16 protein-coding genes and 1 riboswitch are annotated in these 22,176 nt (G+C 61.0%); of the genes, 9 read left to right on the top strand and 7 right to left on the bottom strand.

What is annotated here, in order from left to right:
* Positions 1-132: 132 nt before the first annotated feature.
* Positions 133-1,227: an adenylate/guanylate cyclase domain-containing protein gene (locus AC1DM5_RS26390; protein WP_477975990.1), complete on the top strand. Its 1,095-nt coding sequence runs from the start codon at positions 133-135 to the stop codon at positions 1,225-1,227.
* A gap of 252 nt (positions 1,228-1,479) precedes the next feature.
* Here the strand turns inward: AC1DM5_RS26390 and atzF are convergent, their stop codons facing one another.
* From atzF to AC1DM5_RS26355, 7 genes are read right to left on the bottom strand one after another with little or no spacing between them, the layout of a single operon-like run.
* Positions 1,480-3,285, bottom strand: a complete 1,806-nt coding sequence (gene atzF, locus AC1DM5_RS26385) for an allophanate hydrolase (protein ID WP_477975989.1) — start codon at positions 3,283-3,285, stop codon at positions 1,480-1,482.
* Between the two features lie 3 nt (positions 3,286-3,288).
* Positions 3,289-6,828 (bottom strand): urea carboxylase, encoded by a 3,540-nt coding sequence (gene uca / locus AC1DM5_RS26380; protein WP_477820721.1) that lies wholly within the window; start codon positions 6,826-6,828, stop codon positions 3,289-3,291.
* 2 nt (positions 6,829-6,830) lie between these two features.
* Entirely contained in the window at positions 6,831-7,481 is a 651-nt protein-coding gene (locus tag AC1DM5_RS26375) for an urea amidolyase associated protein UAAP2 (RefSeq protein WP_477820720.1), read from the bottom strand.
* 10 nt (positions 7,482-7,491) lie between these two features.
* Positions 7,492-8,313, bottom strand: coding sequence for an urea amidolyase associated protein UAAP1 (locus tag AC1DM5_RS26370; protein WP_477820719.1), 822 nt, complete (start codon positions 8,311-8,313; stop codon positions 7,492-7,494).
* Positions 8,310-9,134, bottom strand: coding sequence for an ABC transporter ATP-binding protein (locus tag AC1DM5_RS26365; RefSeq protein ID WP_477820718.1), 825 nt, complete (start codon positions 9,132-9,134; stop codon positions 8,310-8,312). Before AC1DM5_RS26365 ends, AC1DM5_RS26370 begins: the two co-directional genes overlap by 4 nt.
* On the bottom strand, positions 9,131-9,949 hold the full coding sequence (locus AC1DM5_RS26360) for an ABC transporter permease (RefSeq protein ID WP_007823484.1): 819 nt from the start codon (positions 9,947-9,949) through the stop codon (positions 9,131-9,133). The genes AC1DM5_RS26365 and AC1DM5_RS26360 overlap by 4 nt, the downstream gene beginning before the upstream one ends.
* Before the next feature lie 58 nt (positions 9,950-10,007).
* On the bottom strand, positions 10,008-11,081 hold the full coding sequence (locus AC1DM5_RS26355) for a putative urea ABC transporter substrate-binding protein (RefSeq protein WP_477820717.1): 1,074 nt from the start codon (positions 11,079-11,081) through the stop codon (positions 10,008-10,010).
* A 74-nt stretch (positions 11,082-11,155) separates the two neighbouring features.
* A riboswitch (guanidine-I (ykkC/yxkD leader) is annotated at positions 11,156-11,267 on the bottom strand.
* A 326-nt stretch (positions 11,268-11,593) separates the two neighbouring features.
* On the opposite strand from AC1DM5_RS26355, the gene AC1DM5_RS26350 reads away from it, so the two are divergent.
* From AC1DM5_RS26350 to AC1DM5_RS26315, 8 genes are all read left to right on the top strand, one after another.
* A complete protein-coding gene (locus AC1DM5_RS26350; RefSeq protein ID WP_477820716.1) occupies positions 11,594-13,942 on the top strand; it encodes a helix-turn-helix transcriptional regulator in 2,349 nt (782 codons plus the stop codon).
* A 286-nt stretch (positions 13,943-14,228) separates the two neighbouring features.
* Positions 14,229-15,788, top strand: a complete 1,560-nt coding sequence (locus tag AC1DM5_RS26345) for an ABC transporter substrate-binding protein (RefSeq protein WP_477820715.1) — start codon at positions 14,229-14,231, stop codon at positions 15,786-15,788.
* A 109-nt stretch (positions 15,789-15,897) separates the two neighbouring features.
* Complete coding sequence (locus AC1DM5_RS26340) at positions 15,898-16,920, top strand: ABC transporter permease (RefSeq protein ID WP_477820714.1); 1,023 nt, start codon at positions 15,898-15,900, stop codon at positions 16,918-16,920.
* Complete coding sequence (locus tag AC1DM5_RS26335) at positions 16,920-17,801, top strand: ABC transporter permease (protein WP_477820713.1); 882 nt, start codon at positions 16,920-16,922, stop codon at positions 17,799-17,801. Before AC1DM5_RS26340 ends, AC1DM5_RS26335 begins: the two co-directional genes overlap by 1 nt.
* Positions 17,798-18,640: an ABC transporter ATP-binding protein gene (locus AC1DM5_RS26330; RefSeq protein WP_477820712.1), complete on the top strand. Its 843-nt coding sequence runs from the start codon at positions 17,798-17,800 to the stop codon at positions 18,638-18,640. The genes AC1DM5_RS26335 and AC1DM5_RS26330 overlap by 4 nt, the downstream gene beginning before the upstream one ends.
* Positions 18,637-19,521: an oligopeptide/dipeptide ABC transporter ATP-binding protein gene (locus AC1DM5_RS26325; RefSeq protein ID WP_477820711.1), complete on the top strand. Its 885-nt coding sequence runs from the start codon at positions 18,637-18,639 to the stop codon at positions 19,519-19,521. Before AC1DM5_RS26330 ends, AC1DM5_RS26325 begins: the two co-directional genes overlap by 4 nt.
* Positions 19,522-19,526: 5 nt before the next feature.
* On the top strand, positions 19,527-21,074 hold the full coding sequence (locus tag AC1DM5_RS26320; RefSeq protein WP_113319984.1) for a hydantoinase/oxoprolinase N-terminal domain-containing protein: 1,548 nt from the start codon (positions 19,527-19,529) through the stop codon (positions 21,072-21,074).
* A complete protein-coding gene (locus AC1DM5_RS26315) occupies positions 21,064-22,167 on the top strand; it encodes a DUF917 domain-containing protein (RefSeq protein ID WP_477820710.1) in 1,104 nt (367 codons plus the stop codon). Before AC1DM5_RS26320 ends, AC1DM5_RS26315 begins: the two co-directional genes overlap by 11 nt.
* Positions 22,168-22,176: the final 9 nt, after the last annotated feature.

Raw genomic sequence — 22,176 nt, 5'->3', positions numbered from 1 at the left:
TACGGTAGAACGACAGACCTCCACAGATCCCGGAAGCCAAGGGACCGTATCATGCCACATTTGCAGGAACTGATCGACTGGATTATTGCCGAAGGACTATCGACCGATACGATCGAGACCGTTCTGCAAGGTGTGGCGGAGCGGCTGACGGATCTCGGATATCCGATCATTCGTGCGTCGATCGCTATGCCGTCGATCGATCCCCTGCAACGCGGGTCTTCAGTCGCATGGTACCGATCGTTCGGCTTTATGACGGAAGTTCAAGGACATGACGAAGCGGGTCAAGAGTTGTTTCAGCGCTCGCCCGTTGCTTATCTCCTGACAAACGATCTCGACTACGCCCGCTGGAAATTGCCACCCGGACCAGGCGCACCGTCGATTCCGCTTCTGACGGAGCTGGCCGAACTTGGGGCCACGGATTACCTGATGAAACTGGCCCGATTTCCTGGCGACACCGCGCTCGCGGGCGTCAGCTTTTCCCTTGCCGTCGATCATCCCGGGGGCTTTTCCGATCACCAGATTGCAGAGCTGCGGCGGTTGATGCCGGCCCTGACCCTTACCTGTTGCCGGATCGCGACCACACGCGTTGCTACCGATGTACTCGCGGTCTATACCGGCGCCGGAAGCAGCGGCCGCATCCTGAGCGGTCATATAAGGCGCGGCGACGGTACTGCGATTTATGCGGCGATCCTCCTGGCCGATCTCAAGAACTTCACGTCGCTCAATGAAAAACACGAGCCCGAACGCATCGTTGCCTGGCTCAACGAACACTTCGAGGCGATCGGCGCTCCGGTCGAGCAGGAGGGCGGCGAGATCCTGAAGTTCATGGGCGACAGTCTGCTCGCCATCTTCCCTGCCGATATCGACAACCCGGCCGAGGCATGCGACCGCGCACTATCGGCGGCGCGAACTGCCATGAACGCCAATGCTGATGTCAATCGCAGACGAGCGGAAGCGGGAGAGCCGGAGCTTCTTGTGGATATCGTCCTTCACGTCGGCGAAGTGTTCTATGGGAATGTCGGCGCGGCCCGCCGCCTTGACTTCACCGCCATCGGCAGGGCGGTCAACGAGGCGGCGCGCATGGAGAAGCTGGCCGACGAAATCGGCCACAGCCTGCTGGCATCCGCCGATTTCGTTTTGCAGGCGCCGGGACGTTTCGAGAAAGCCGGCATTTTTCCGCTCAAAGGCGTCGCTCGTCCAGCCGCGATTTACGCCTGGCCGGATTGAAGCGAGTGTCGCCAGCGGCGCCGTTATCGGCGCCGTCGGTGTTGGTGGGTCGTCCGCGGCGGCTCTCGCTCGAAGTCATAGAAAAGTTTGTATCCGCCGCTGCTCGACACGGTGGCCATCATTTCGTCCCGTCTCGGCCATGGAGCGCGCTGCGGACAAAGATGATAGGTCGACCTCGTAGCGCGCCCGCACGCGCCACGAGTCCATTCATCAGCAGCCGGACTATGAATTTCACTGCCGTACCCCTCCGGTTCAGGCGGCCGATTTGCTGCGCATATAGTTCCGCCAGCCACCGAGAGCCGTGATCTCCTCGGCCCCCTTCACAGCATGGGCTTCGCAGAGGAAGCACGATATGCTCGAACCGTCCTCCAGCGTGACCTTGCCGATACCAAGCGGGGCAGGGATCTTGGCAACGAAACGGCCGAAGCCCTCTGGGGGCAAGGCCCAGACCTCAATCTCTAGTCCGAGACCGTCATGTCCCGGTTCGCGCACGAGGCCGGGCTTCTGCGGGGTCGTATTCGGCAGCACGAAGAGGCGATAATCGCCTGCTGTGCGGCAGGCCCTTACCAACGTGCCACCCAATGTGGTCAGTTCGTGATTGAGCGGCATGYCCGTCAGATGCGCCCCGACCACAGCGATGGCGATGGTATCGTCTGTCAATGAGGCGACCCGGCTCTGCTCGGCGATAACCGCAGCGCGATCGACGCCCATGCCGGCGGCGGCGGCGCGGTGCAACGCATCGGCAAGGGGAGCCAGCGCATCGTCGGTGAAGGCTGGCGCAATCAGCGTCACGCCGCCCGGCAGGCCGTTGTCGCCGAATCCGGCGGGAACGGCGATCGCGGCGCAATCGAGCAGGTTGACGAAGTTCGTGTAGCGACCGAGACGGCCGTTGAGCACGATCGGGTCGGCCTGCATATCGGCAACCTTGTAGGTCGTCGGTGCCGTCGGCAGCAGCAGCAGATCAGCCTTTGCCCATTCGGCTTCCGTCTTGCGCCTGAGATCTTCGAGCTTGTAGCGGCCGTTGAAGGCTTCGACTGCCGTCTTGCCTTTCGCGCCTTCGATGATCTTGCGAACCGTGGGATCGAAATCGGCGGCGTTACTCTCCAGGAAATCTTCGACGGCGGCCAGTCGCTCGGCAACCCAGGGGCCGTCATAGAGCAGCGAAGCAGCCTCGCGGAAGGGCGTATAGTCGAAGGGAACGATCGTCGCGCCGAGCGCTTTCGCCCGTTCGATTGCCTGATCGTAGAGCGCTTCGACATTGTCATCGCCGAAGAACTCCCGCTCCGCGCCGTCGAGAACGCCGACGCGCAGACCGGCAACCGGAAGAGTTGCCGGCTTGGCACGCCGCGAAAACGCATCGGTGGCATCGAAGCCCTCGGCAATCTTGCGGATCGCGACCCCGTCGCCGACCGTCGGCGCAAAGATCGTGATGCAGTCGACGCTCTTGCAGGCCGGCACGGCGCCGGTATTTGGCAGCAGCCCCGGCGTCGGCTTGATACCGACAAGATTGTTGAAGGCGGCCGGCACGCGGCCTGAACCGGCCGTATCCGTGCCGAGCGCGAAGGTGGCGAGGCCGGATGCCACCGTCACCGCCGAACCGGAGCTCGAGCCGCCTGAAATATAGTCGGCATCGAAGACCGATCGTGGCGCTCCATGGGGTGAGCGTGTGCCATTGAGGCCGGTCGCGAACTGGTCGAGATTGGTCTTGCCGATCACGATCGCACCTGCCGCCCGCAGTCGTGCAACGACAGTTGCGTCCTTCTCGGGATTATAGGCGAAAGCCGGGCAGGCGGCGGTGGTCGGCAGCCCCGCCACGTCTATATTGTCCTTCACCGCGAAGGGAATACCCCAGAGCGGCAGGCTGTTCGGCTCGGGTGCACGTTCCATCAGAGCTCGTGCTTCGGCCCGCAATGTATCATCAGGCGTCGGCGTGATGAAGATTGCCGGATCCGTCGAGGCGGCACGACGCGTAATGACGGTTTCGATGACATCGAGCGGACTTTGGCCGGCCTCATAGGCTGCGCGAAGGCTTGTCAGATCAAGAATGGTCGGCAGCATGGTTCAGCATTCCTCCAGAACAACAATGATATCGCCCGCTTTGACGTTTCGTCCGGGGCCGGCGCGCAGGTCGCGGACACGGCCCGGCGCATGTGCGGTGACGTTGATTTCCATTTTCATAGATTCGATGATGGCAAGCGTGTCTCCGGCCGCAACCGGTGCACCCGGCTCGACCAGCAGTTTCCAGATATTGCCGGGTACGGCACTGGCAACCCCGAAGCAGCCTTCGGGAATATCTCCGTCAGGGCTTTCACCGGTGCCTTCGTCGGTAACGAAGCTGTCGAGGCCTGTTTCCTTCCAGCGCTGGCGCTCGGCGTCGAAAGCCGCCTGCTGGCTCGCCTTGAAGGTCCCGATCGAGGCGGCGTTGACCTGCAATTCCTTCTCGTATGCGGCGTAGGAGAATTCCGTTTCCTCGATCTTCACAGGATAGCCGCCATGCGGAAAGGCACTGCGCGCCTCTGTCAGTTCCTGGTGGCTGACGGGAAAGAAGCGGATCTGATCGAAGAAGTTCAGCAGCCAGGGCTTGTCCTTGGCAAAGACCGGTGTCTGCCGCCAGGTATTCCAGACCTGGATGGTGCGGCCGAAGAGCTGGTAGCCGCCGGGGCCTTCCATGCCATAGATGCACATATAAGCGCCGCCGATGCCGACGGCGTTTTCCGGCGTCCAGGTGCGAGCCGGATTGTACTTTGTGGTCACCAGCCGATGGCGCGGATCGACCGGTGTTGCGACCGGCGCGCCGAGATAGACGTCGCCGAGGCCGAGCACGAGATAGCTGGCGTCAAAGACGACATTGCGCACCGCCTGCTCGTCCGCCAGTCCGTTAATGCGGCGGATGAATTCGATATTGGACGGGCACCAGGGTGCATTCGGCCGCACGAGTTCCTGATATTTGCGCATGGCAAGTTCCGCATCCGGGTCATTCCAGGAAAGTGGTAGATGCACGATGCGGCTCGGCACCTTGACGTCCTGGGCTGCCGGCAGGCTCGCCTCGATCTCAGCCAGCAAGCCGAGCAGGCGTTTGCGGGTCAGCGTCGTACCGTCATAATGGATCTGCAGCGAGCGGATGCCGGGCGTGAGATCGATGATCCCGGGCAGGCGCGCCTGCGAGACGGCCTGCATCAAGCGATGCACCCTGAGCCGCAGGGCGATATCGAGCGTCATCGGCCCATATTCGACCAGCAGATTGTCATCGCCCTGGCGGCGATAGACGACCGAGACAGGCCCATCGTCGTGCTTGCCGATAACAGGCGAGCCTGTCTCTTCCTTCGCCCGATGCACGACCGGATCAGCAATCGGGTCCTCAGGCCGTGCGACCGGATGGAAGCGGATGCGATCGCCCGGCTTGAATTGGCCCATTTTCCATTGCTCGTCGCGAGCGATCACCGCCGGGCAGACGAAGCCGCCGAGGCTCGGACCGTCCGGTCCGAGGATGATCGGCATGTCACCAGTGAAATCGATCGCGCCGATCGCATAGGCATTGTCATGCAGGTTGGAGGGATGAAGGCCGGCTTCGCCGCCATCGCTGCGAGCCCATTTCGGCGCGGGACCGATCAGGCGTACGCCAGTGCGGGCGCTATTGAAATGCACCTCGTAGCTTGTCGAAAACAGCGTTTCGATATCGCCTTCCTGGAAGAAATCAGGCGCGCCATGCGGACCATAGAGGACGCCGACATCCCATTCGCGGGTCAGTTCTGCCAGCTCGGTTGCCGGTTTCGTCGGTTCGGCGGCGGCCTGACGGGCAAGATGCAGCACATGGCCGGTCTTCAGCGTGCCGGTGGCGTTGCCGCCGAACTGGCCGAGCCCGAAGGTGGCGCGCGAGCCGAGCACGACGGGAGCGGCAAAACCGCCCTTCACTGCGAGGTAAGCCCGCTGCCCTGGCCCATCGATGCTACCGATCGACAGGGTCTGGCCGGCGCGGATGGTGACGGCCTCACCATGAGGCAGCTTCACGCCATCGGCGCTCATCGCCATCCTGGCGCCGGCAAGCGCAACCACAGTGTCGGTATGGAATTTCAGCACCGGACCGGACACTGTCAGCTCCAGTGCCGCGACCATATCGCCGTTGTCGACGAGACGGTTGGCATGACGGAACGAGCGCTCGTCCATCGGGCCGCTCGGCGGCACGCCGACATGCCAGAGCCCAAGTCGGCCCGGCAGTTCCTGGATGCTCGATTGCGCCCCCGGAGCGATCACCTCGATAACGTCAGGCACGAAGGAAAAGTCGCGTAGCGCCGTCGTCGCCACCTTGCCGCTGGCAAGAAGCTCGGAGCTGGCGATGGCGCGCAAATAATCGAGATTGGTCTCGATGCCCGATATCGACGTGCCGGAGAGTGCTGCCTTCAGCTTCTCGATTGCCGCCGGACGATCCTCGGCGGAAACGATCAGTTTGGCGAGCATCGGATCGTAGAAAGGCGTCACCTCCGTGCCGGTCTCGATCCAGCCGTCGATGCGGATATCTTCGGGGAAGACAACTTCCGTCAGCAGGCCAGCGCTCGGGCGGAAGTCGGCATGCGGCATCTCGGCATAGACGCGCACCTCGATCGCTGCTCCTTTCGGCTGCAGCCACTCGGTGCCCGAAAGCACGTCCTCGCCGGCGGCCTGGCGGATCATCCATTCGACGAGGTCGATGCCGAACACGGCTTCCGTAACGGGATGTTCGACCTGCAGGCGGGTGTTCACCTCGAGGAAGTAGAATTCCTCACGTACGGGATCATAGATGAATTCGACGGTACCGGCGGATTCGTAGGAGACCGCCGAGCCGAGGTCGACGGCTGCCTTGTGCAGGCGGGCGCGGGTTGCAGCCGAAAGACCGGGAGCGGGGGTTTCCTCGACCACCTTCTGGTTTCGCCGCTGCAGCGAGCAGTCGCGCTCGCCGAGCGCGATGACCTTGCCTTTGCCATTGCCGAAGATCTGCACCTCGACATGCCGAGCTTCGGCCACGAAACGCTCGATATAGACGCGCGCATCGCCAAAGCTTGCCCGCGCGGTGCGTTGCACGCTTTCGAAGGATGCCTTCAGGCTTTCAGGATCAGCGCAGAGCTGCATGCCGATGCCGCCGCCGCCGGCCGTACTTTTCAGCATGACGGGATAGCCGATCGTCTCTCCCGCCGAGAGCGCCTCATCGGCATTTGAGAGCAGGCCGGTGCCGGGCAGGAGTGGAACGCCGCTCGCCTTGGCGAGTTCGCGAGCCGTATGCTTCAGGCCGAAGGCTGAGAGGTGTTCGGGCCGGGGGCCGATAAAGGCGATGCCTTCGGCGGCAAGGCGTTCGGCAAAACCGATATTTTCCGACAGGAAGCCGTAGCCGGGATGAACCGCCTCCGCCCCCGTTGCCTTGCAGGCGGCGATGACGGCATCGACGTTGAGATAGCTTTCGATGGCCGGCGCCGGCCCGAGACGGAACGCTTCATCGGCCATCATCGCGGGTTTGGCGAAGCGGTCGGCATCGGAATAGACGGCGACGGAGGCAATGCCCATTTGCCGCAGGGTCTTGATGACCCGGATGGCGATTTCGCCCCGGTTGGCGATCAGGACTTTCTTGAACATGCTCAGTCCTCGCCATCCCAGATCAGCACCCGGATCGGCGTCGGGTCGAAGCCGTTGCAGGGGTTGTTGATTTGCGGGCAGTTGGAGATGACACAGAGCACATCCATCTCGGCGATGAGTTCTACATAGTCACCCGGAGCGGAGATGCCATCGACGATCGTCATCTCGCCATTCGGCTTGATCGGCACGTTCATGAAGAAGTTGATATTCGGGACGATATCGCGCTTGCCCATGCCGTGCTTGCTGACTTCGAGCACGAAATTGTCGCGGCAGGCGTGGAGATATTTCGTGCCATGGCCGAAGCGCACGGTGTTGCTCTCGCAGGAGCAAGCGCCGGCGGAGGTGTCATGGCGACCGCAGCTGTCGGCCGTCATGGTCAGCATAACATTGCCTTCGTTCGACACGATTTTCGTACCGATGCCGATATAGGCGGCACCCTGCATGCGCATCGTATCCTGATTGGAATAGCGCTCGGAGAAATCATCGGCACGATAGAAGAGCGTGTCGATCGCCTGCTGGCCGTAGCTGTCCTCGATGCGGATCGTCTGGCCCTTGCGCACGATGCCGGACCACGGCGCTTCGGCCGCGATGAAATGATCCTCGATGGCGGTTTCCGGGCTGCGGGCAGGGGAGGTCTGGATGAAATCGGACATCGGTCTCTCCTCAGGCCTGCATCAGGGTGTTGTTTTCGAAACCACGCACGGCTTCGGCAGTTGCTGTGCGGCAAAGATCATCCGCAGCCGGAGCCGCCACCTTGTAGCGGGTGATGACAACAGGCTTCGGTTGGTAGATCGGATCCGGATCGAGGGGATGCGGGCAATTGGAAAAGCCGACCAGCATGTCCATTTCGGCGCGCAACTCGACGTAATCGCCGCTGTTGGAGCGCTTGCCCTGCCAGCCAAAGCCGCCGGCCTCGGCAAGACGCACGGGTGCGAAGAGATTGAGGATGCCCGGAATATCGCGACGCTCAAGACCGAGCTTGACGGCGGCGAGGATCAGGTTATCACGGGTGTTGCGGGTCTTTTCGCCCGGATATTTCGCCGCGTTAGAGGTCGCCGTCGAGCCGCCCATCAGGCAATCATGGGCGCCGGAACTGTCCTCGATCATCGAGAACATGACGCGTCCCATGTCGGAAAAGATCACGCGTCCCTTGCCGAGCGCGGTCGTCCATTGAACCTTGGCAGTATCGACGAGATTGATCCGTTCGCTCGTATCATCGGCATTCCAGGCGACGAGCGCAACGGTGGAATTGCCTTCGGCCTGATCGACGCGGATCGCCTCGCCACGCAAAAGCTTCGTCGACCAGTACCACCCACCGGGGATGGTCTCCTGGTGGATGACGGTGTTCGGATCGATGGCCGGCGCCGGCAGCGGGCTTGGGCCGGGCAGGGCCTTTGGCGCGAATTCCAGACCCTTCTTCTGATGCTCCTCATAGCGCGCGCGATTGGCGGCGATCTCTTCGGGGGAGCGTCTTACATGCATCATTGCATCTCTCCTGACGGTGCCAGGTCGTCCCGGCTGTGCCCCAGGGAAGCGACCGGGCCGTCCCGGTCGGGGCTGAAGATCGTTGACTGGCCGGCAAGGCGCGGCGGCCAGATGGAAATGTCCTTGGTGATGGTGGCGCCGTAGCGCTCTTTCTCTTCCGGCCGGTCGCGACGGCGTTCGAAGGCGACGACGCGGCTGGCGAGTGTGAAGGCCTCGCGCATGTCATGGGTAACCATGACGACGGTCATCTGCGTTTCGTGCCAGAGCCGCTTCATCAGCGTGTGAATTTCGGCGCGGATGCCGGGATCGAGCGCCCCGAAGGGTTCATCCAGCAGCAACACCTTCGGTTTCATGATCAGCGCCTGGGCGAGCGCCAGGCGCTGCTGCATGCCGCCCGAAAGCTGGGCCGGATATTTCCCCTCCGAACCGGCAAGCCCGACCTCGGCGATCAACTGGCGTGCTTCCGCGACGGCGTTGCGACGTGCCGCGCCAAAGAGCTTGGCCTTATAGCGCGCGGCGGACAACTCCTTGCCGAGCAACACGTTGCCGAGCACCGTCAGATGCGGAAAGACGGAGTATCGCTGGAAGACGACACCGCGATCCGGTCCCGGCTCCTGTGGCAGCGGCACGCCGTCGAGCAGGATCTTGCCTTTTGTCGGCCGTTCCTGGCCAAGCAGCATGCGCAGGAAGGTGCTTTTACCGCAGCCTGAAGGCCCGACAAGGGCGACGAAGGCCCGCGAGGGGACGGTCAGCGATACGTCCTCGAGCACGATCTGGTCGCCATATTCCTTCCAGACCCTTTCGATCCTGAGTTCGCTCATGCCTGCTTCTCCAGTTCCGACCAGGGAAAGACGGCAATGCGCAGACGGTCGAGCAAAGTGTTCATCACCACGGCGAGCAGGGTGATCCAGACGACATAGGGAAAGATGATATCCATCGAGAGGTAGCGGCGGACGAGGAAGATGCGGTAGCCGAGGCCGGAATCCGAGGAGATCGCCTCGGCCGCAATCAGGAACAGCCAGGCTGGGCCGAGCTGCAGCCTGAGGCAGGTGATCAGCCGCGGCAGGATCTGCGGCAGCACGACGCGCAGGCCGATCTGCCAGGAGGAGCCGCCGAGCGTCTCGGCCTTGACGATCTGTTCGCGAGGCAGTTCCAGCGCCTTCAGTGCCAGGTCGCGGATCATCGTCGGAGCGACACCAATGACGATAAGGGCGATCTTCGAAGTCTCTCCGAGACCCATAACGATGAAGAGAATTGGCAGAAGCGCCAACGGCGGAACCATGGAGATCACGGCGACAAAAGGGGAAAGCAACGCCCTCAGATAGGGCAGCATGCCGATCAACATGCCAACTGCGAGCGCAATTGCCGTCGAGATGCCGAGGCCGGAGAGCAGGCGGATCAGGCTCGCGCCCGTGTCCGACCAGAGCAGAAATTCGCCGGTACGCTGGTCGGCGACGAAGGCCAGACGGTTGATCGCATCGGCAAAGCCGGCAAGGCTCGGCAGAAGCTTGTCATTGGCGTTTTCCGCCAGTCGTGCGGCCGAGCCAAAGGCATAGGCGACAACGAGCAGCACGAAGGGTAGCAGCATCAAGGCAAATTGCGCGCCCCGGCTCGGCCTCGTGTTGATCCAACGCATGGGAAATGCTCCGCTGGTGAAGGGAAGGCGGCGCGGGTAAGCCGCGCCGCCATTGCGATCAGAGCGAACCGTCGGCGGCTGCCTTCATGTAGGTCTCGGTGAAGCGTAGCTTCACGTTGCCGGTATCGCCCAGAACCTTGCCATCGGGCATTTCGATGCCGATGACGTCAGCGGAGGGCGCGCCATTGCCGAGCAACCCCCTCTCGAAGAGGAAGGTGCGCACCAGATCCATGGTCTTCGGCAGGCCGGGCGAGGCGGTGAAGGCAACGGCATCGGCCGGCTTGTCGAAGAGTTTGGTGGCGGCGAGCTGGGCTTCGAAGCCGGCGAGATCGGTGCCCGAAGCGGAGCCCATGGCCTCGCGGGCCGCCTTGCCTTCGGCAGTATCGGCTCGCAGCAGGGCAGCCGTCTCGTACCAGATGCCGGCGAGCGCCTTGCCGAAATTCGGATTGTCCTTCAGTACGCCGCTATTGGCGACCATCAGGTCGATGATTTCGCCTGGCACCTGCGAGCTGTCAAAAACCTTCTTGGCTGTGGGATCTTCGAGGATGGTCGAGACCAGCGGGTTCCAGGTGACAACGGCGGAGACATCGGCGGTCTTGTAGGCAGCGACCATGTCGGCATCGGACGTGTTGACTACCTTTACGTCGCGCTCCGTCAGCTTGATGCTTTCGAGCGCTCGAGCGAGCAGATAGTGCGAGACGGAGAATTCGACGAGATTGACGTTCTGGCCCTTGATATCGGCAAGGCTCGCCTTGTCCTTCAGGATGACTGCGTCGTTGCCGTTCGAGAAGTCGCCGACGATGACGGCGGTTGTATCGACGCCCCCGGCAGCCGGGATCGACAGGCCGTCCATATTGGTCAGTGTGACGGCATCGAAGGCGCCGGCCGTGTACTGGTTCATCGACTCCACGTAGTCGTTGAACTGGGTGACATCGATCTTGATGCCGTATTTGTCGGCCCATTTCTTGACGATGCCGTGGTCAGCTGCGTAGCCCCAGGGCATCCAGCCGACATAGATGGACCAGGCTACCTTGAATTCTGTCTTCGGCTCGGCTTTTGCGATGGAGCCAAAGCCCAGCGCCAGCGAGGCGGAAAGAACTGTAATGGAAAGGATCTTCGAAAAAGTCTGCATTGAAATTCCCCTTTTGCTTTTCTTCAAAAGGGATCGGCAATGACCATCGTGCCGCCAATCCCTTGGCTTACGAGGTCTCCCGGGCTTTTGTCCCGCCGTGCACCCGACGGGATTTCTCCCCCGCCGGTAGTAGCTCTCGGACCAGTCGCGCTTTTTGAAAACGCCGGAACCCTAGCCACCAACTCTGCCTATTTCGAAGCAAGCACTATGCCAGATCGCGTATGTGTTTGATTTTCAAAGATTGGCATGTGTCGCGCATTATTCAGCGCTGTGAAAGTGCATACCGATGCCTATCTGATGGGCAGTTCGTTAAATGGCGTAGATAAAACGCACAAGATTTGTGCGGCCGCAAAATACCGGCTAAAATAGGAAGTAGTCGGTTTCTGCAGGAAAGTGACCAGCGCGTAGATCGTCAAATACTCCTGAGAAAGAGGCAGTTCATTCGGCACCTCACTGCTGCTATGACATGCGTGAAGCGGGTTGATGAACGCATGTTCACCCCAGAGAATTGAGTGCAGCATTTGGTCCACAGACCTCGAGTCTTTGATGCTCTTCTGGCGCGCCGCGAGCCGATCGTCGTTCTCGATGCTCCCGCCGGCATGGGAAAGACGTCGGCACTGAATGAGATTGCCGCTCATTTCGGCACCGATATTCACGCCGGTGAAACGGTACCCGCATGGCGACCGGATCAGGTCTGCATCTGGGATATCCCACCCCATGGCAAGCCGGCCGCCTTACCTGAAGCCTTTCTGTTGGCTCAGGCGCGGATTTTTATCGCAAAGCGCCCCGATACACTGCTGCCAGGCCTCTCGCGGGCTATCGCCTATGGTCGGGCTTTTGTTGCGGACCAAGCTTTTCTGCTCATCGACCAGCACGAAGCAGCAGAGATTTTTGCCGATGGCGCGTCTGATATCATGCATGCATCAGGCGGGTGGCCCCTGATTGCATTCAATCCGACATTGAGCGCTGAACGCTTGAGCGCATTCCTCGAAAGCGAGCTTCTTCAATCCGCGCCACCCGAAGTCCTGGTTGATCTCCGCATCGTTTTGGACACAGGCAAAGGGGATTTTCGCGGGCAATCCCATTTCCTTCCCATCATTGCGGAGAACGGCCTGCGCATAACTTCGATCGTCGGCGAGATCGATCATGCGCTCGATGCCGTGATTGCGGAGCGGATAAAGGTGCTGGCCGACGCGAAGGCGATTGCGGACAGTTTTGCTGCCCGTGGTCATCCGATACGGGCGATCGAGATATTCCAGCGCATCGGACTATACGACAACGCGCTCAAGGTCTTCACCGAGGCGAAAGGCATCTTTCTCCTCTATTTCCATGGGCCGGAAGTCTATGATCGAATTCTCGCAGGCTTTCCGCGAAGCTACGTGCTGCAAAGCGAAGTCCTGGTGCTTGCGCTCGCACTGCAGGCACTTAAACTCGGGGATGTGTCGCGAGCGCGTCGACTGCTTGCCGACCGCTTCGGCGATTTGGCCAACGATCCGGAGGCCGTCTTCGCCCAGAACGCCGTGTTTTCTCGGGAATTCAGGGCATTCCGGCTGCTGATGCTCATCTATGAAGACTATTTCTTCTCCGAAAGGCTCCTGGAAACCTGCTTCGCACTCGTTGCCGAATTCCCGCTCGACGACCATCTCTTTCGCGGCAGCTTCTACAATTCCGTGCTCGAATTCTACATCCGCAACCGGCGTTTTGCGGAGGCGGAGGAAGTGGCGCAGCGTGCAATGCACCATTACGAGCGCGCCAATGCCCCGATGCTCTGCTTCTATGTCAGCCTCCATCAGGCGTTGATCCGTCTTTTGATGGGCGACGCGCTGGCGGCCCGCAAACATTCGCTCCGGGCTGCGGAAAGTCTTCGCGAGCTTCCATTTGAAAGCCGAAATGATCAACGTCTTCAATTGCTCCTTGAGGCCTGCGTCGAATACGAGACCGGACGGGCTGAACCGCTTGCGCGGTTTCTCAGCCTCGAGATCGACGATTTCTCCCATAGCGAGATCTGGCCAAGCCTGCTGGAATTCGCGTTGCATTACGGCAGCCAGGCACTTGGAGACCATTTCTCGACGATCGCGGCGCGCAGCTTTCTCGACCGTTGGCGAGTTTATCAGGTGTCCAACCGCCAATTCCAAACGATGATCGAAATCCGCGAGGCGGCCATCCTGCAGAATGCAAATCGCTGGCAGGAGGCGTCGCAATGCCTTGCAGCAATCACATCGCGCATCGATCGGAACCGGGTGGTAAGCAATGATGGAGAGCTGGTCCATCTGCACGATCGCGACGAAATAGCGCTCGCGCTCGCATGGCTGCGCCAGATAACGTACGAGCAACCCGCACGCCCTGGCCTGGAAGGCCTGATCGAGGGCATTATCGGCAACCTGCATCTGACCGACCGCCAGCGTCTGAGTGGGCAGATCTGGCTCGCCTATATTGCCAAGCGCCAGCGCAACCTGACGCGTGCCCGCGCCATCCTGCAGAAGATCTTCGAGGATTGCGCCCGGCTCGGTGCCATTGCTCCGCTTTCGGAAGAACGCGTTTTTCTGGAGGAGCTGATCGACAACCAGCGCATTGGCGGCTTCCTGGCGACGTCGCTGCCCATCAGGCAGATCATCCGCAAGCTGCGCGACAGCGGAAGGTTGTCGAGCCGCTCTGCGGGCGGGCGCAATGACCTGTCGCGGCGCGAGAGCAAGATCCTGCTGATGATTTCGGAAGGCGCTGCCAACAAGTTCATTGCCAGCACCCTCGGCCTCAGCGAGGCGACAGTCAAATTCCATCTTGGCAATGTCTATCGCAAGCTCGGCTGCCGCAACCGGCAGGAGGCGATCAGTGCGGCAAGGGCGCTGGGTATTGTCAGTTGATTCAGAAGCCGGGCGAGATCGGCGTCGCCATGCACACAAAACCTAGACCATTTAAACGAAAACCTAGACCCGTCATCTGTTGAGCAGGTTGCTTTGCATATGCAATCTTCTTCTCAGACCTCCTCTGGCGGACAATCGGATGGGTCAGCGAAGGGAATGCGGCAAACCGGCAACCCAAGTGCCAGATGCTCCTCCCGAGCAGACCTTACGGTTTAGTGCCGGGTAGAAGGCGGTCCAACAAAAGCGATCAAAATGGTCGCAGGGAACTTTTGAACCGGGAGATACCATGAGCAGATTACAGCTGATTGCTTCTACCGCTATGGCCGTGCTTGCCGCCGGCTTTGCGGGCTCGGCCGCGGCCAAAACGACCGTGACCATGAATACCGTCCAGATCTTCGGTACGATCGATCCCGCCAAGATCTCTGATTACACCGACTATATGGCTGCCGTGAACCTCTATGACGGTCTGGTGACAGTCGATTCCAGCGGCAACCTGCAACCTGAGCTCGCCGAGAGCTGGACGGTTTCGCCGGATGCCAAGGAAGTGACCTTCAAACTGCGCGCCGACGCGCATTTCAGTGATGGTTCGCCGGTCGAGGCCGCAGACGTCGTCTATTCCTTCGAACGGCTTTTGAAGATCAATCTCGGGCCGGCCAACCTCTTCGCAGACGTGCTGAAGCCGGGCTCGGTCGTGGCCGTCGATCAGCACACCGTAAAATTCACCCTCTCGAAAGCCTTCGCACCATTCCTTAGCACGGTCCCGGCCGTCTTCATCGTCAATGCCGACGTGGTCAAGGCTAATGCCGGCAATGATGACGGCCAGACCTATCTTTCGACGAAGACTGCCGGTGCTGGCCCGTACACCCTGAAGGACTGGGACCGCGGCGCGTCAATGACGATCGAACGCGATCCCAAATACTACAAGGGCTTCAATGACGGCCCGATCGACGAAGTGCGTTGGATCATCACCAATGACGAGGCGACCGTGCGCTCGCTTGCAGCCTCCGGCGAACTCACGATGAGCAGCCAATATCAGGCACCCGATACCTACAAGGCATTGCAGGAGATGGGCCGCTTCAACATCGTCAGCGAAGATACGACGATCGGCTTCTACCTGAAGCTCAACACCAAGGTGCCGCCGACCGACGATATCCATATCCGCCGAGCGCTTGCCTATGCAACCGACTACGACACGATCCGCAGCGTCATCGTGCCGGGCGGTCAGTTGAATGGTCCGCTACCGTCCGGTTTTGCCGATTATTATGCGAGCGACCTGCCGGCACCGAAATATGACCTTGAGGCTGCCAAGGCGGAAATCGCGCAGTCGAAATATGCCGGCAGTGAAATCCCGATCACGCTCGGCTATGTTGCCGGCACCAAGTTCGAGGAAGAGCTCAGCCTGCTGATGCAGTCGAACCTCGAACAGCTCGGCTTCAAGGTGACACAGCAGGCCGATCCGTGGAACCGTGTGACGGAAATTGCCGGCAAGGTCGAAACGACGCCAAACGTCAACCAGATCTTCTTCGGCCCGACTTATCCTTCGCCGGATTCCATGTTCTTCACGCAGTATCATTCGAAAGCAGCCGGCACCTGGGCTTCGGCAGAATGGCTGCAGGATCCGGCGATCGACGCCCTGATCGATCAGGCTCGCGAAACGCCTGACAAGGCCAAGCAGGCCGAGATCTACAAGGAATTGCAGCACAAGATCGTCGATCTGCAGCCGGATGTCTTCCTGGAAACGCAGACGGTACAGCATGCCATGGACAAGTGCCTGGAAGGCTTCCATGCCGTGCCGATGCAGTCCTTTGACTACAAGTTCACCCGTTATCGCTGGACCTGCAAGTAACGGCTGAGCGCGTTTCGGGCAGCGTCACCCTCATGACGAACTGCCCGGAAAGGACGGCCCGAAAGGGCCGTCCATATCCTCCATCATGAATTGAAACAGGGCTGGAACATTGGAATTCCTCCTCTTCCTGGTCAGGCGCGCTTTGTGGTCGCTGCTTGTTCTTTTCGGACTGTCGGTGGTGATCTTCACGATCGCTCGTGGCATGCCGGGGGATCCGGTGAGATTGGCGCTCGGGCCTCGTGCCAGCAATGAGCAGGTCGAGCAATTTCGCCAGACACTTGGCTTCGACAAGCCGCTGATCCAGCAATACGGGATCTATGTATCCGGGCTCGTCGGCGGCGATCTAGGCCTGTCGCTTCTGACCAAGCGCCCGGTCAGCGACGATATCCGCGAGACTTTTGCTGCGACCTTCGAACTGGTGCTCGCCACGATCACCATCGCCTTCCTGTTCGGTGTTCCGTTGGGTGTCGCTGCCGCGCGGTGGAAGGACAAATGGCCAGATAATCTCGTGCGGCTAATTGCGATCTTTTCCGCGGTGACGCCGAGCTTCTTCCTCGCGCTCGTATTGCAGATCCTTGCCGGCTATGTGCTGCATATCCTGCCGACGACCGGGCGCCTGCCGCCGGGAATGGCCTTCAGTGCCGATATTACCGGTCTCGTCACGATCGATTCCCTGCTGCATGGGCGGCTGGATGTTTTCGGCGAGGGCCTGCGTTACCTTCTTCTTCCCTCGCTTGCGCTCTCTGCGGCAACCATGGGGCAGATCGCGCGCATCACGCGCTCCTCGATGATCGACGTCTCCAGCCAGGATTATATCGAGGCGAGCCGGGCCTTCGGCATTCCCGAGCGCGTGCGGGTGTTCAAATATATGCTGCGCCCGAGTTTCGTTCCGCCGCTCACCATTTCCGGCCTCGAATTCGCATCGCTGATCGGTAACGCCTTCGTCGTCGAACTCGTCTTCGCCTGGCCCGGGATGGCGGCCTATGGCGTGCGCACCATCATGCAGAAGGACCTGAACGCCGTCATGGGTGTGGTGATCGTCTCCGGCGTCTTCTTCGTCATCGTCAATCTCGTCATCGATGTGCTGGTCGGCATTGTCGATCCGCGCATTCGTATCCGGGGGAGGCGCTGATGTCCGATACGCCTGCTATCGAGGCCGAACGCCTCTCGAATGCCTATCAGAACTGGTATCGCTTCTCACGCAATCCGACCGCCGTCATCGGTGCAGCGATTGTCATCATCTGCGTGCTCGCCGCGATCCTCGCGCCATGGATCACGCCGCATCCCGAACATGTCGGCGCTGCCGTCAATTTCCGTGCGCGCCATCTGCCGCCATCGGGCGACTTCTGGTTCGGCACTGATAATGTCGGCCGCGATATATTCAGTCGCGTGATCTTCGGCATGCGCATCTCCCTGCTTCTGGCGCTGGTCGTGCTCGGTACGGCCGTTCCGATCGGCACCATCCTCGGCATTCTCGCCGGCTATTTCGGAGGCTGGGTCGAGGTGCTGATCATGCGCGTGACGGATATCGCGCTCGCTATCCCGCCGCTCGTCATGGCGCTCGCCGTCGCCGCGGTGCTGTCGCCGAACCTGATCAATTCGCTGCTTGCCATATCGGCGCTCTGGTGGACATGGCACACACGACTGATCTATTCGATCACCAAGCAGATCCGCGCCCAGGAATTCATCGAGGCGGCGGAGACGCTTGGTGCAAGCAAGTTCCATATCCTCTTCCGCGAGATCCTCCCGAACTGCGTCTCGGCAATCGCCGTGAAGACCTCGCTCGATTGCGGCTTCGTTATTCTCGTCGGCGCCTCGCTCTCTTTCCTAGGTCTCGGCATCCAGCCGCCGACGCCGGATCTCGGCACGATGGTTGCCCAGGGCGCCGCCTTCCTGCCGGATTACTGGTGGGAATCGGTTCTGCCTGGCTCGGCCATTCTTTTCGTCGCGCTGGGCTTCAACCTGCTGGGTGATGGCCTGCGAGACCTCTTCGACGTCCAGGAGGTTCGATGAGTTTCCCGCTCCTGCGTGTCAGCAATCTCTCGGTTGAGTTTTCCACCTATGGCCGTACCAGCCGCGTATTGCATGGTGTCAGCCTCGACGTTCCCGCCCGATCGCAGGTCGCCCTTGTCGGCGAAAGCGGCTCCGGCAAGACGGTGACGATGAAGGCGATCATGGGTCTGCTGCGCAAGCCACCCGCTCGCATCACATCCGGCGAGATCTATTATGACGGCGCCGACCTGCTGACCATGGCCGAGAAGGACCGGCTGCGCCTGCGCGGCACCGCCATGTCCATGGTGTTCCAGGATCCGATGAGTTCGCTCAATCCGGTCTTCACCGTTGGCGACCAGATGGGCACGATCCTGAAATATGCGGATAAGCGCCTCGGCCGCTCGCGCTCGCGCAGGGAGCGGATGGCGCGTGTCCACCAGGTGCTCGAACAGGTCCGGATGCGCGATCCCGAGCGCGTTACGCAGTCCTTCCCGATCATGCTGTCAGGCGGCATGCGCCAGCGCGTGCTGATCGCCATGGCGCTCTTGAGTGAGCCGCAGCTTTTGATCGCCGATGAGCCGGGCACCGCGCTCGACGTCACCACGCAGGCGCAAATCCTGAAGCTGCTGAAGGATCTTGTTGAAGAGAGCGGTCTGGCGCTGCTGATGATCACCCACAATCTCGGCGTCGTGCGCGAGACCTCGAACTATGTCTATGTCATGAACAAGGGCGCCATTGTCGAACATGGCGAGACCGCCGGCGTCTTCGACAATCCGCGCGATCCCTATACCCGCAGCCTGATCGATGCCGTTCCGCGGTTGGCAGGTGGCACGCGTTCTAGCGGGGAGGTGACCGTATGAGCACGCCGATGCTTGAGATCCGCAATCTTTCGAAATCCTTTCCCGTTCGCAATGCTTTCGGCCGCCAGATCGGCGAGGTGAGGGCGGTTGACGACGTTTCCTTCTCGATCGAGAAGGGGAGGGTCTACGGCCTCGCTGGCGAAAGCGGCTCCGGCAAGTCGACCATCGCCCGCATGATCATGGGGCTCGAAAAACCGGATGCCGGCGAAATCCTGATTGATGGCGAAGGCCTTGCGAAAACGAGACGTCACCATTCGCGACATGTGCAGATGGTCTTCCAGAATCCAGGCTCCTCGCTCAATCCGCGTCGTACCGTTGGCCAGTCTGTCGCCGTGCCGCTCGATGCGCACGGCTTTTCCGGCAACAGGCGCCAGCGCATTTCCGAACTCCTGGAGATGGTGCAGCTGCCGGCCAATTTCGCCGAGCGTTATCCGCATGAGCTTTCCGGTGGCCAGAAACAGCGCGTGGCAATTGCCCGCGCACTTGCCGTCGAGCCGAAACTGCTGGTGCTCGACGAACCGACCTCGGCGCTCGACGTGTCGGTGCAGGCGCGGGTCATCGATCTTCTGACCGATCTCGCGGGGCGTATGGACCTCACCTATCTCTTCATTTCCCACGATCTCAGCCTGATGCGTAATTTCGCCGGCACTGTCGGTGTGCTCTATCGTGGCCAGATCGTCGAAACGGGGGCGGTATCCTCCGTCTTCGAAAACCCATCCCACGATTATACCCGGCTTCTCCTCGCCTCCGTTCCCGTCATTTCGAAGGAGGAGGAGGCGATGCGCCCGAAAATTCCATTGATCGACGGGGAGATCCCGACAGCCGAGAAATTGCTGGCGCTCAGGGAAGTCGATCAACAAGCAAGTCACCAACGAGGTTAGGACTGATGATCAGAATTGGTATTGACGTCGGCGGCACCAATACGGACGCCGTCATCATGAATGGACCGGACGTGATTGCCGGCGTGAAGTCGGCGACAACAGCAGATGTCATGAGTGGTGTCGTCAACGCGCTGCGTGACGTGCTCGCAGCCTCAGGGATGGAGGCATCCGCGGTCGACTTCGTCATGATCGGCACGACACATTTCACCAACGCTGTCGTTCAGCGTCGTGATCTCGCCCAGACGGCTGCCGTGCGGCTTGGCCTGCCGGCCACCGCCTCGCTGCCGCCGATGGTCGACTGGCCGGAGGATCTGAAGCAGGCAATCGGCAATCATGCCTATCTCGCTCACGGCGGCAATGAATTCGACGGCCGGGTGATCTCGCCGCTCGACGAGGAAGAACTGCTGAAGATCGCCGCCGACATCAAGGCGAAGGGCATCGACACGATCGCCATCACGTCCGTCTTCTCGCCTGTGAGCACTGACTTTGAAAAGCGCGCTGGCGAGATCTTCGAAAAGGCTCTTCCAGGCGCTCATATTACGCTGTCCAGCGAGATCGGCCGCATCGGCCTGCTCGAACGCGAGAATGCGGCGATCATGAACGCCTGCCTGCGCGATCTCTCGGCTCATGTGATCGATGCCTTCCGCAAGGCGATCGCGGAGACCGGCATCAAGGGCAAATTCTTCCTGACGCAGAACGACGGCACGCTGATGGATGCCGCCTTCGCCGAGAAATTCCCGGTCCTGACCTTCGCCTCGGGTCCCACCAATTCCATGCGCGGGGCGGCCTTCCTCTCGGGTGTCAGCGATGCAATCGTCGTCGATATCGGCGGCACGACATCGGATGTCGGCTCCCTGTATAAAGGTTTCCCGCGGCAGGCCACGGTCGCCGTCGAAGTGGGCGGTGTGCGCACCAATTTCCGCATGCCCGACGTCTTCTCGATCGGCCTTGGCGGCGGTTCGCATGTCGTCGAAACGGAGAATGGCATCAAGGTCGGTCCGGTGTCGGTCGGCTACCGTATTCAGACGGAAGCGCTCATCTTCGGCGGAAAGACGCTGACAACGACCGATATCACCGTTGCTGCCGGCAACGCGACACTCGGCGATCCCGCTAAGGCTTCCCATCTTCCGGCCGATCTGCTGCAGCGCGTACAGCAAAAGATCCACGACATGCTGGAGGATTGCGTGGAGCGCTCCCGCCTGTCTCCCGATCCCTTGCCTGTCATTGTCGTCGGCGGTGGCTCCATCCTCGTCAACCGGCCGATTGCAGGACTCGAAGTGATCAAACCATCGCATTTCGGCGTCGCCAACGCCGTCGGCGCGGCGATCGCGCAGGTCTCGGGTGAAGTCGACCGGGTCTATGCACTCGCCGAAATGGGGCGCGAGAAATCACTCGAAGATGCCAAGAGCCGAGCCATCGAAGCAGCGGTTGCGGCAGGCGCTGCACGCGACTCCATCGAGATCGTCGATGTCGAGGATGTGCCGCTCGCTTATCTGCCGGGCAACGCCACCCGCATCCGCGTCAAGGCTGTGGGAGAGCTCAATGCCCGCTGAAGGTTACCTGCTTAGGGAGGAAGACCTGTTGCCGCTGTCGATCGGAGCAGCGCTGCTCGGGACCGGCGGTGGCGGCAACCCCTATATCGGCATGTTGCGCGCCCGCGAATTGATGCGAAAGGGAGCGCAAGTGCGGGTGATGCCGCTGGAGGCGCTTGCAGAGGATAGCTGGGTCGCTGAGGTCGGCGGCATCGGTGCGCCCGTTGTCGGTGTCGAGAAGATCGAGGAAGGAGGAGAATGCTATCGCGCGATGCGCGCGGTCGAGGAGACCGCGGGTGTCAAGGTTTCGGCAGTGATTTCCGCCGAAATCGGCGGCGCCAATTCCATCGAACCGATCATTGCCGCCGCGATGGCCGGACTGCCGGTCGTCGATGGTGATGGCATGGGCCGCGCCTTCCCCGAGGTGCAGATGACGACTTACATGATCTACGGCGCACCGGTTTCGCCGGCCGCAATCGCCGATGAGAAGGGCAATGTCGTCGTCTTCAAGGACGTCATCGACATGTTCTGGCTCGAACGTTTCGCCCGTGACACGGCTGTCGCCATGGGGGCAGGGGCCGGCTTCGCCACCGCGCCGATGCGCGGCGACTTCGTCCGCCGCACCGCCATCCCCGGCACGGTCAGCCAGGCACTGGAAATCGGCCGCACGGTGCTCGATGCCCGCGCCAAGCGTCAGAATGTGGTTGAGCGTGTGATTGAAAGCGCCGGAGCCAAGCTCTTCTTCACCGGCAAGATCGTCGATATCCGTCGCGAACTGAAGGGCGGCTTTGCGCGCGGCCATGCCATCATTGCTGGGACCGGCGACTGGACGGGTTCGGAAGCCCGCATCGCCATCCAGAACGAGAACCTCGTGCTCTGGATCGACGAGAAGCCCGTCATCATGGTGCCCGACCTGATCATGAATCTCGAAATCGACACTGGCGAGCCAATCACTACTGAGATGCTGCGCTATGGCCAGCGCGTCGCCGTCATCGGCCTGCCGGTGCACGATTTGATGAAAACGCCGCGCGCACTCGAAATCGTCGGGCCGAAAGCCTTCGGCTTTCCGGAGCTGACATTCGAGCCGCTGGTTACGCGCGAAATCGCGCGATAGGGGGGAATG

Source organism: Rhizobium sp. 01T437, assembly GCF_056398505.1.
The sequence above is the reverse complement of the archived record's forward strand: the minus strand, read 5'-3'. Positions and strand labels throughout refer to the sequence as shown.

Bases quoted from the DNA above. Each gene is read 5' to 3' on its own strand.
- uca (WP_477820721.1), bottom strand. From the start codon at position 6,828: ATGTTCAAGAAAGTCCTGATCGCCAACCGGGGCGAAATCGCCATCCGG.
- AC1DM5_RS26375 (WP_477820720.1), bottom strand. From the start codon at position 7,481: ATGTCCGATTTCATCCAGACCTCCCCTGCCCGCAGCCCGGAAACCGCC.
- AC1DM5_RS26370 (WP_477820719.1), bottom strand. From the start codon at position 8,313: ATGATGCATGTAAGACGCTCCCCCGAAGAGATCGCCGCCAATCGCGCG.
- AC1DM5_RS26365 (WP_477820718.1), bottom strand. From the start codon at position 9,134: ATGAGCGAACTCAGGATCGAAAGGGTCTGGAAGGAATATGGCGACCAG.
- AC1DM5_RS26360 (WP_007823484.1), bottom strand. From the start codon at position 9,949: ATGCGTTGGATCAACACGAGGCCGAGCCGGGGCGCGCAATTTGCCTTG.
- AC1DM5_RS26355 (WP_477820717.1), bottom strand. From the start codon at position 11,081: ATGCAGACTTTTTCGAAGATCCTTTCCATTACAGTTCTTTCCGCCTCG.
- AC1DM5_RS26345 (WP_477820715.1), top strand. From the start codon at position 14,229: ATGAGCAGATTACAGCTGATTGCTTCTACCGCTATGGCCGTGCTTGCC.
- AC1DM5_RS26335 (WP_477820713.1), top strand. From the start codon at position 16,920: ATGTCCGATACGCCTGCTATCGAGGCCGAACGCCTCTCGAATGCCTAT.
- AC1DM5_RS26330 (WP_477820712.1), top strand. From the start codon at position 17,798: ATGAGTTTCCCGCTCCTGCGTGTCAGCAATCTCTCGGTTGAGTTTTCC.
- AC1DM5_RS26325 (WP_477820711.1), top strand. From the start codon at position 18,637: ATGAGCACGCCGATGCTTGAGATCCGCAATCTTTCGAAATCCTTTCCC.
- AC1DM5_RS26320 (WP_113319984.1), top strand. From the start codon at position 19,527: ATGATCAGAATTGGTATTGACGTCGGCGGCACCAATACGGACGCCGTC.
- AC1DM5_RS26315 (WP_477820710.1), top strand. From the start codon at position 21,064: ATGCCCGCTGAAGGTTACCTGCTTAGGGAGGAAGACCTGTTGCCGCTG.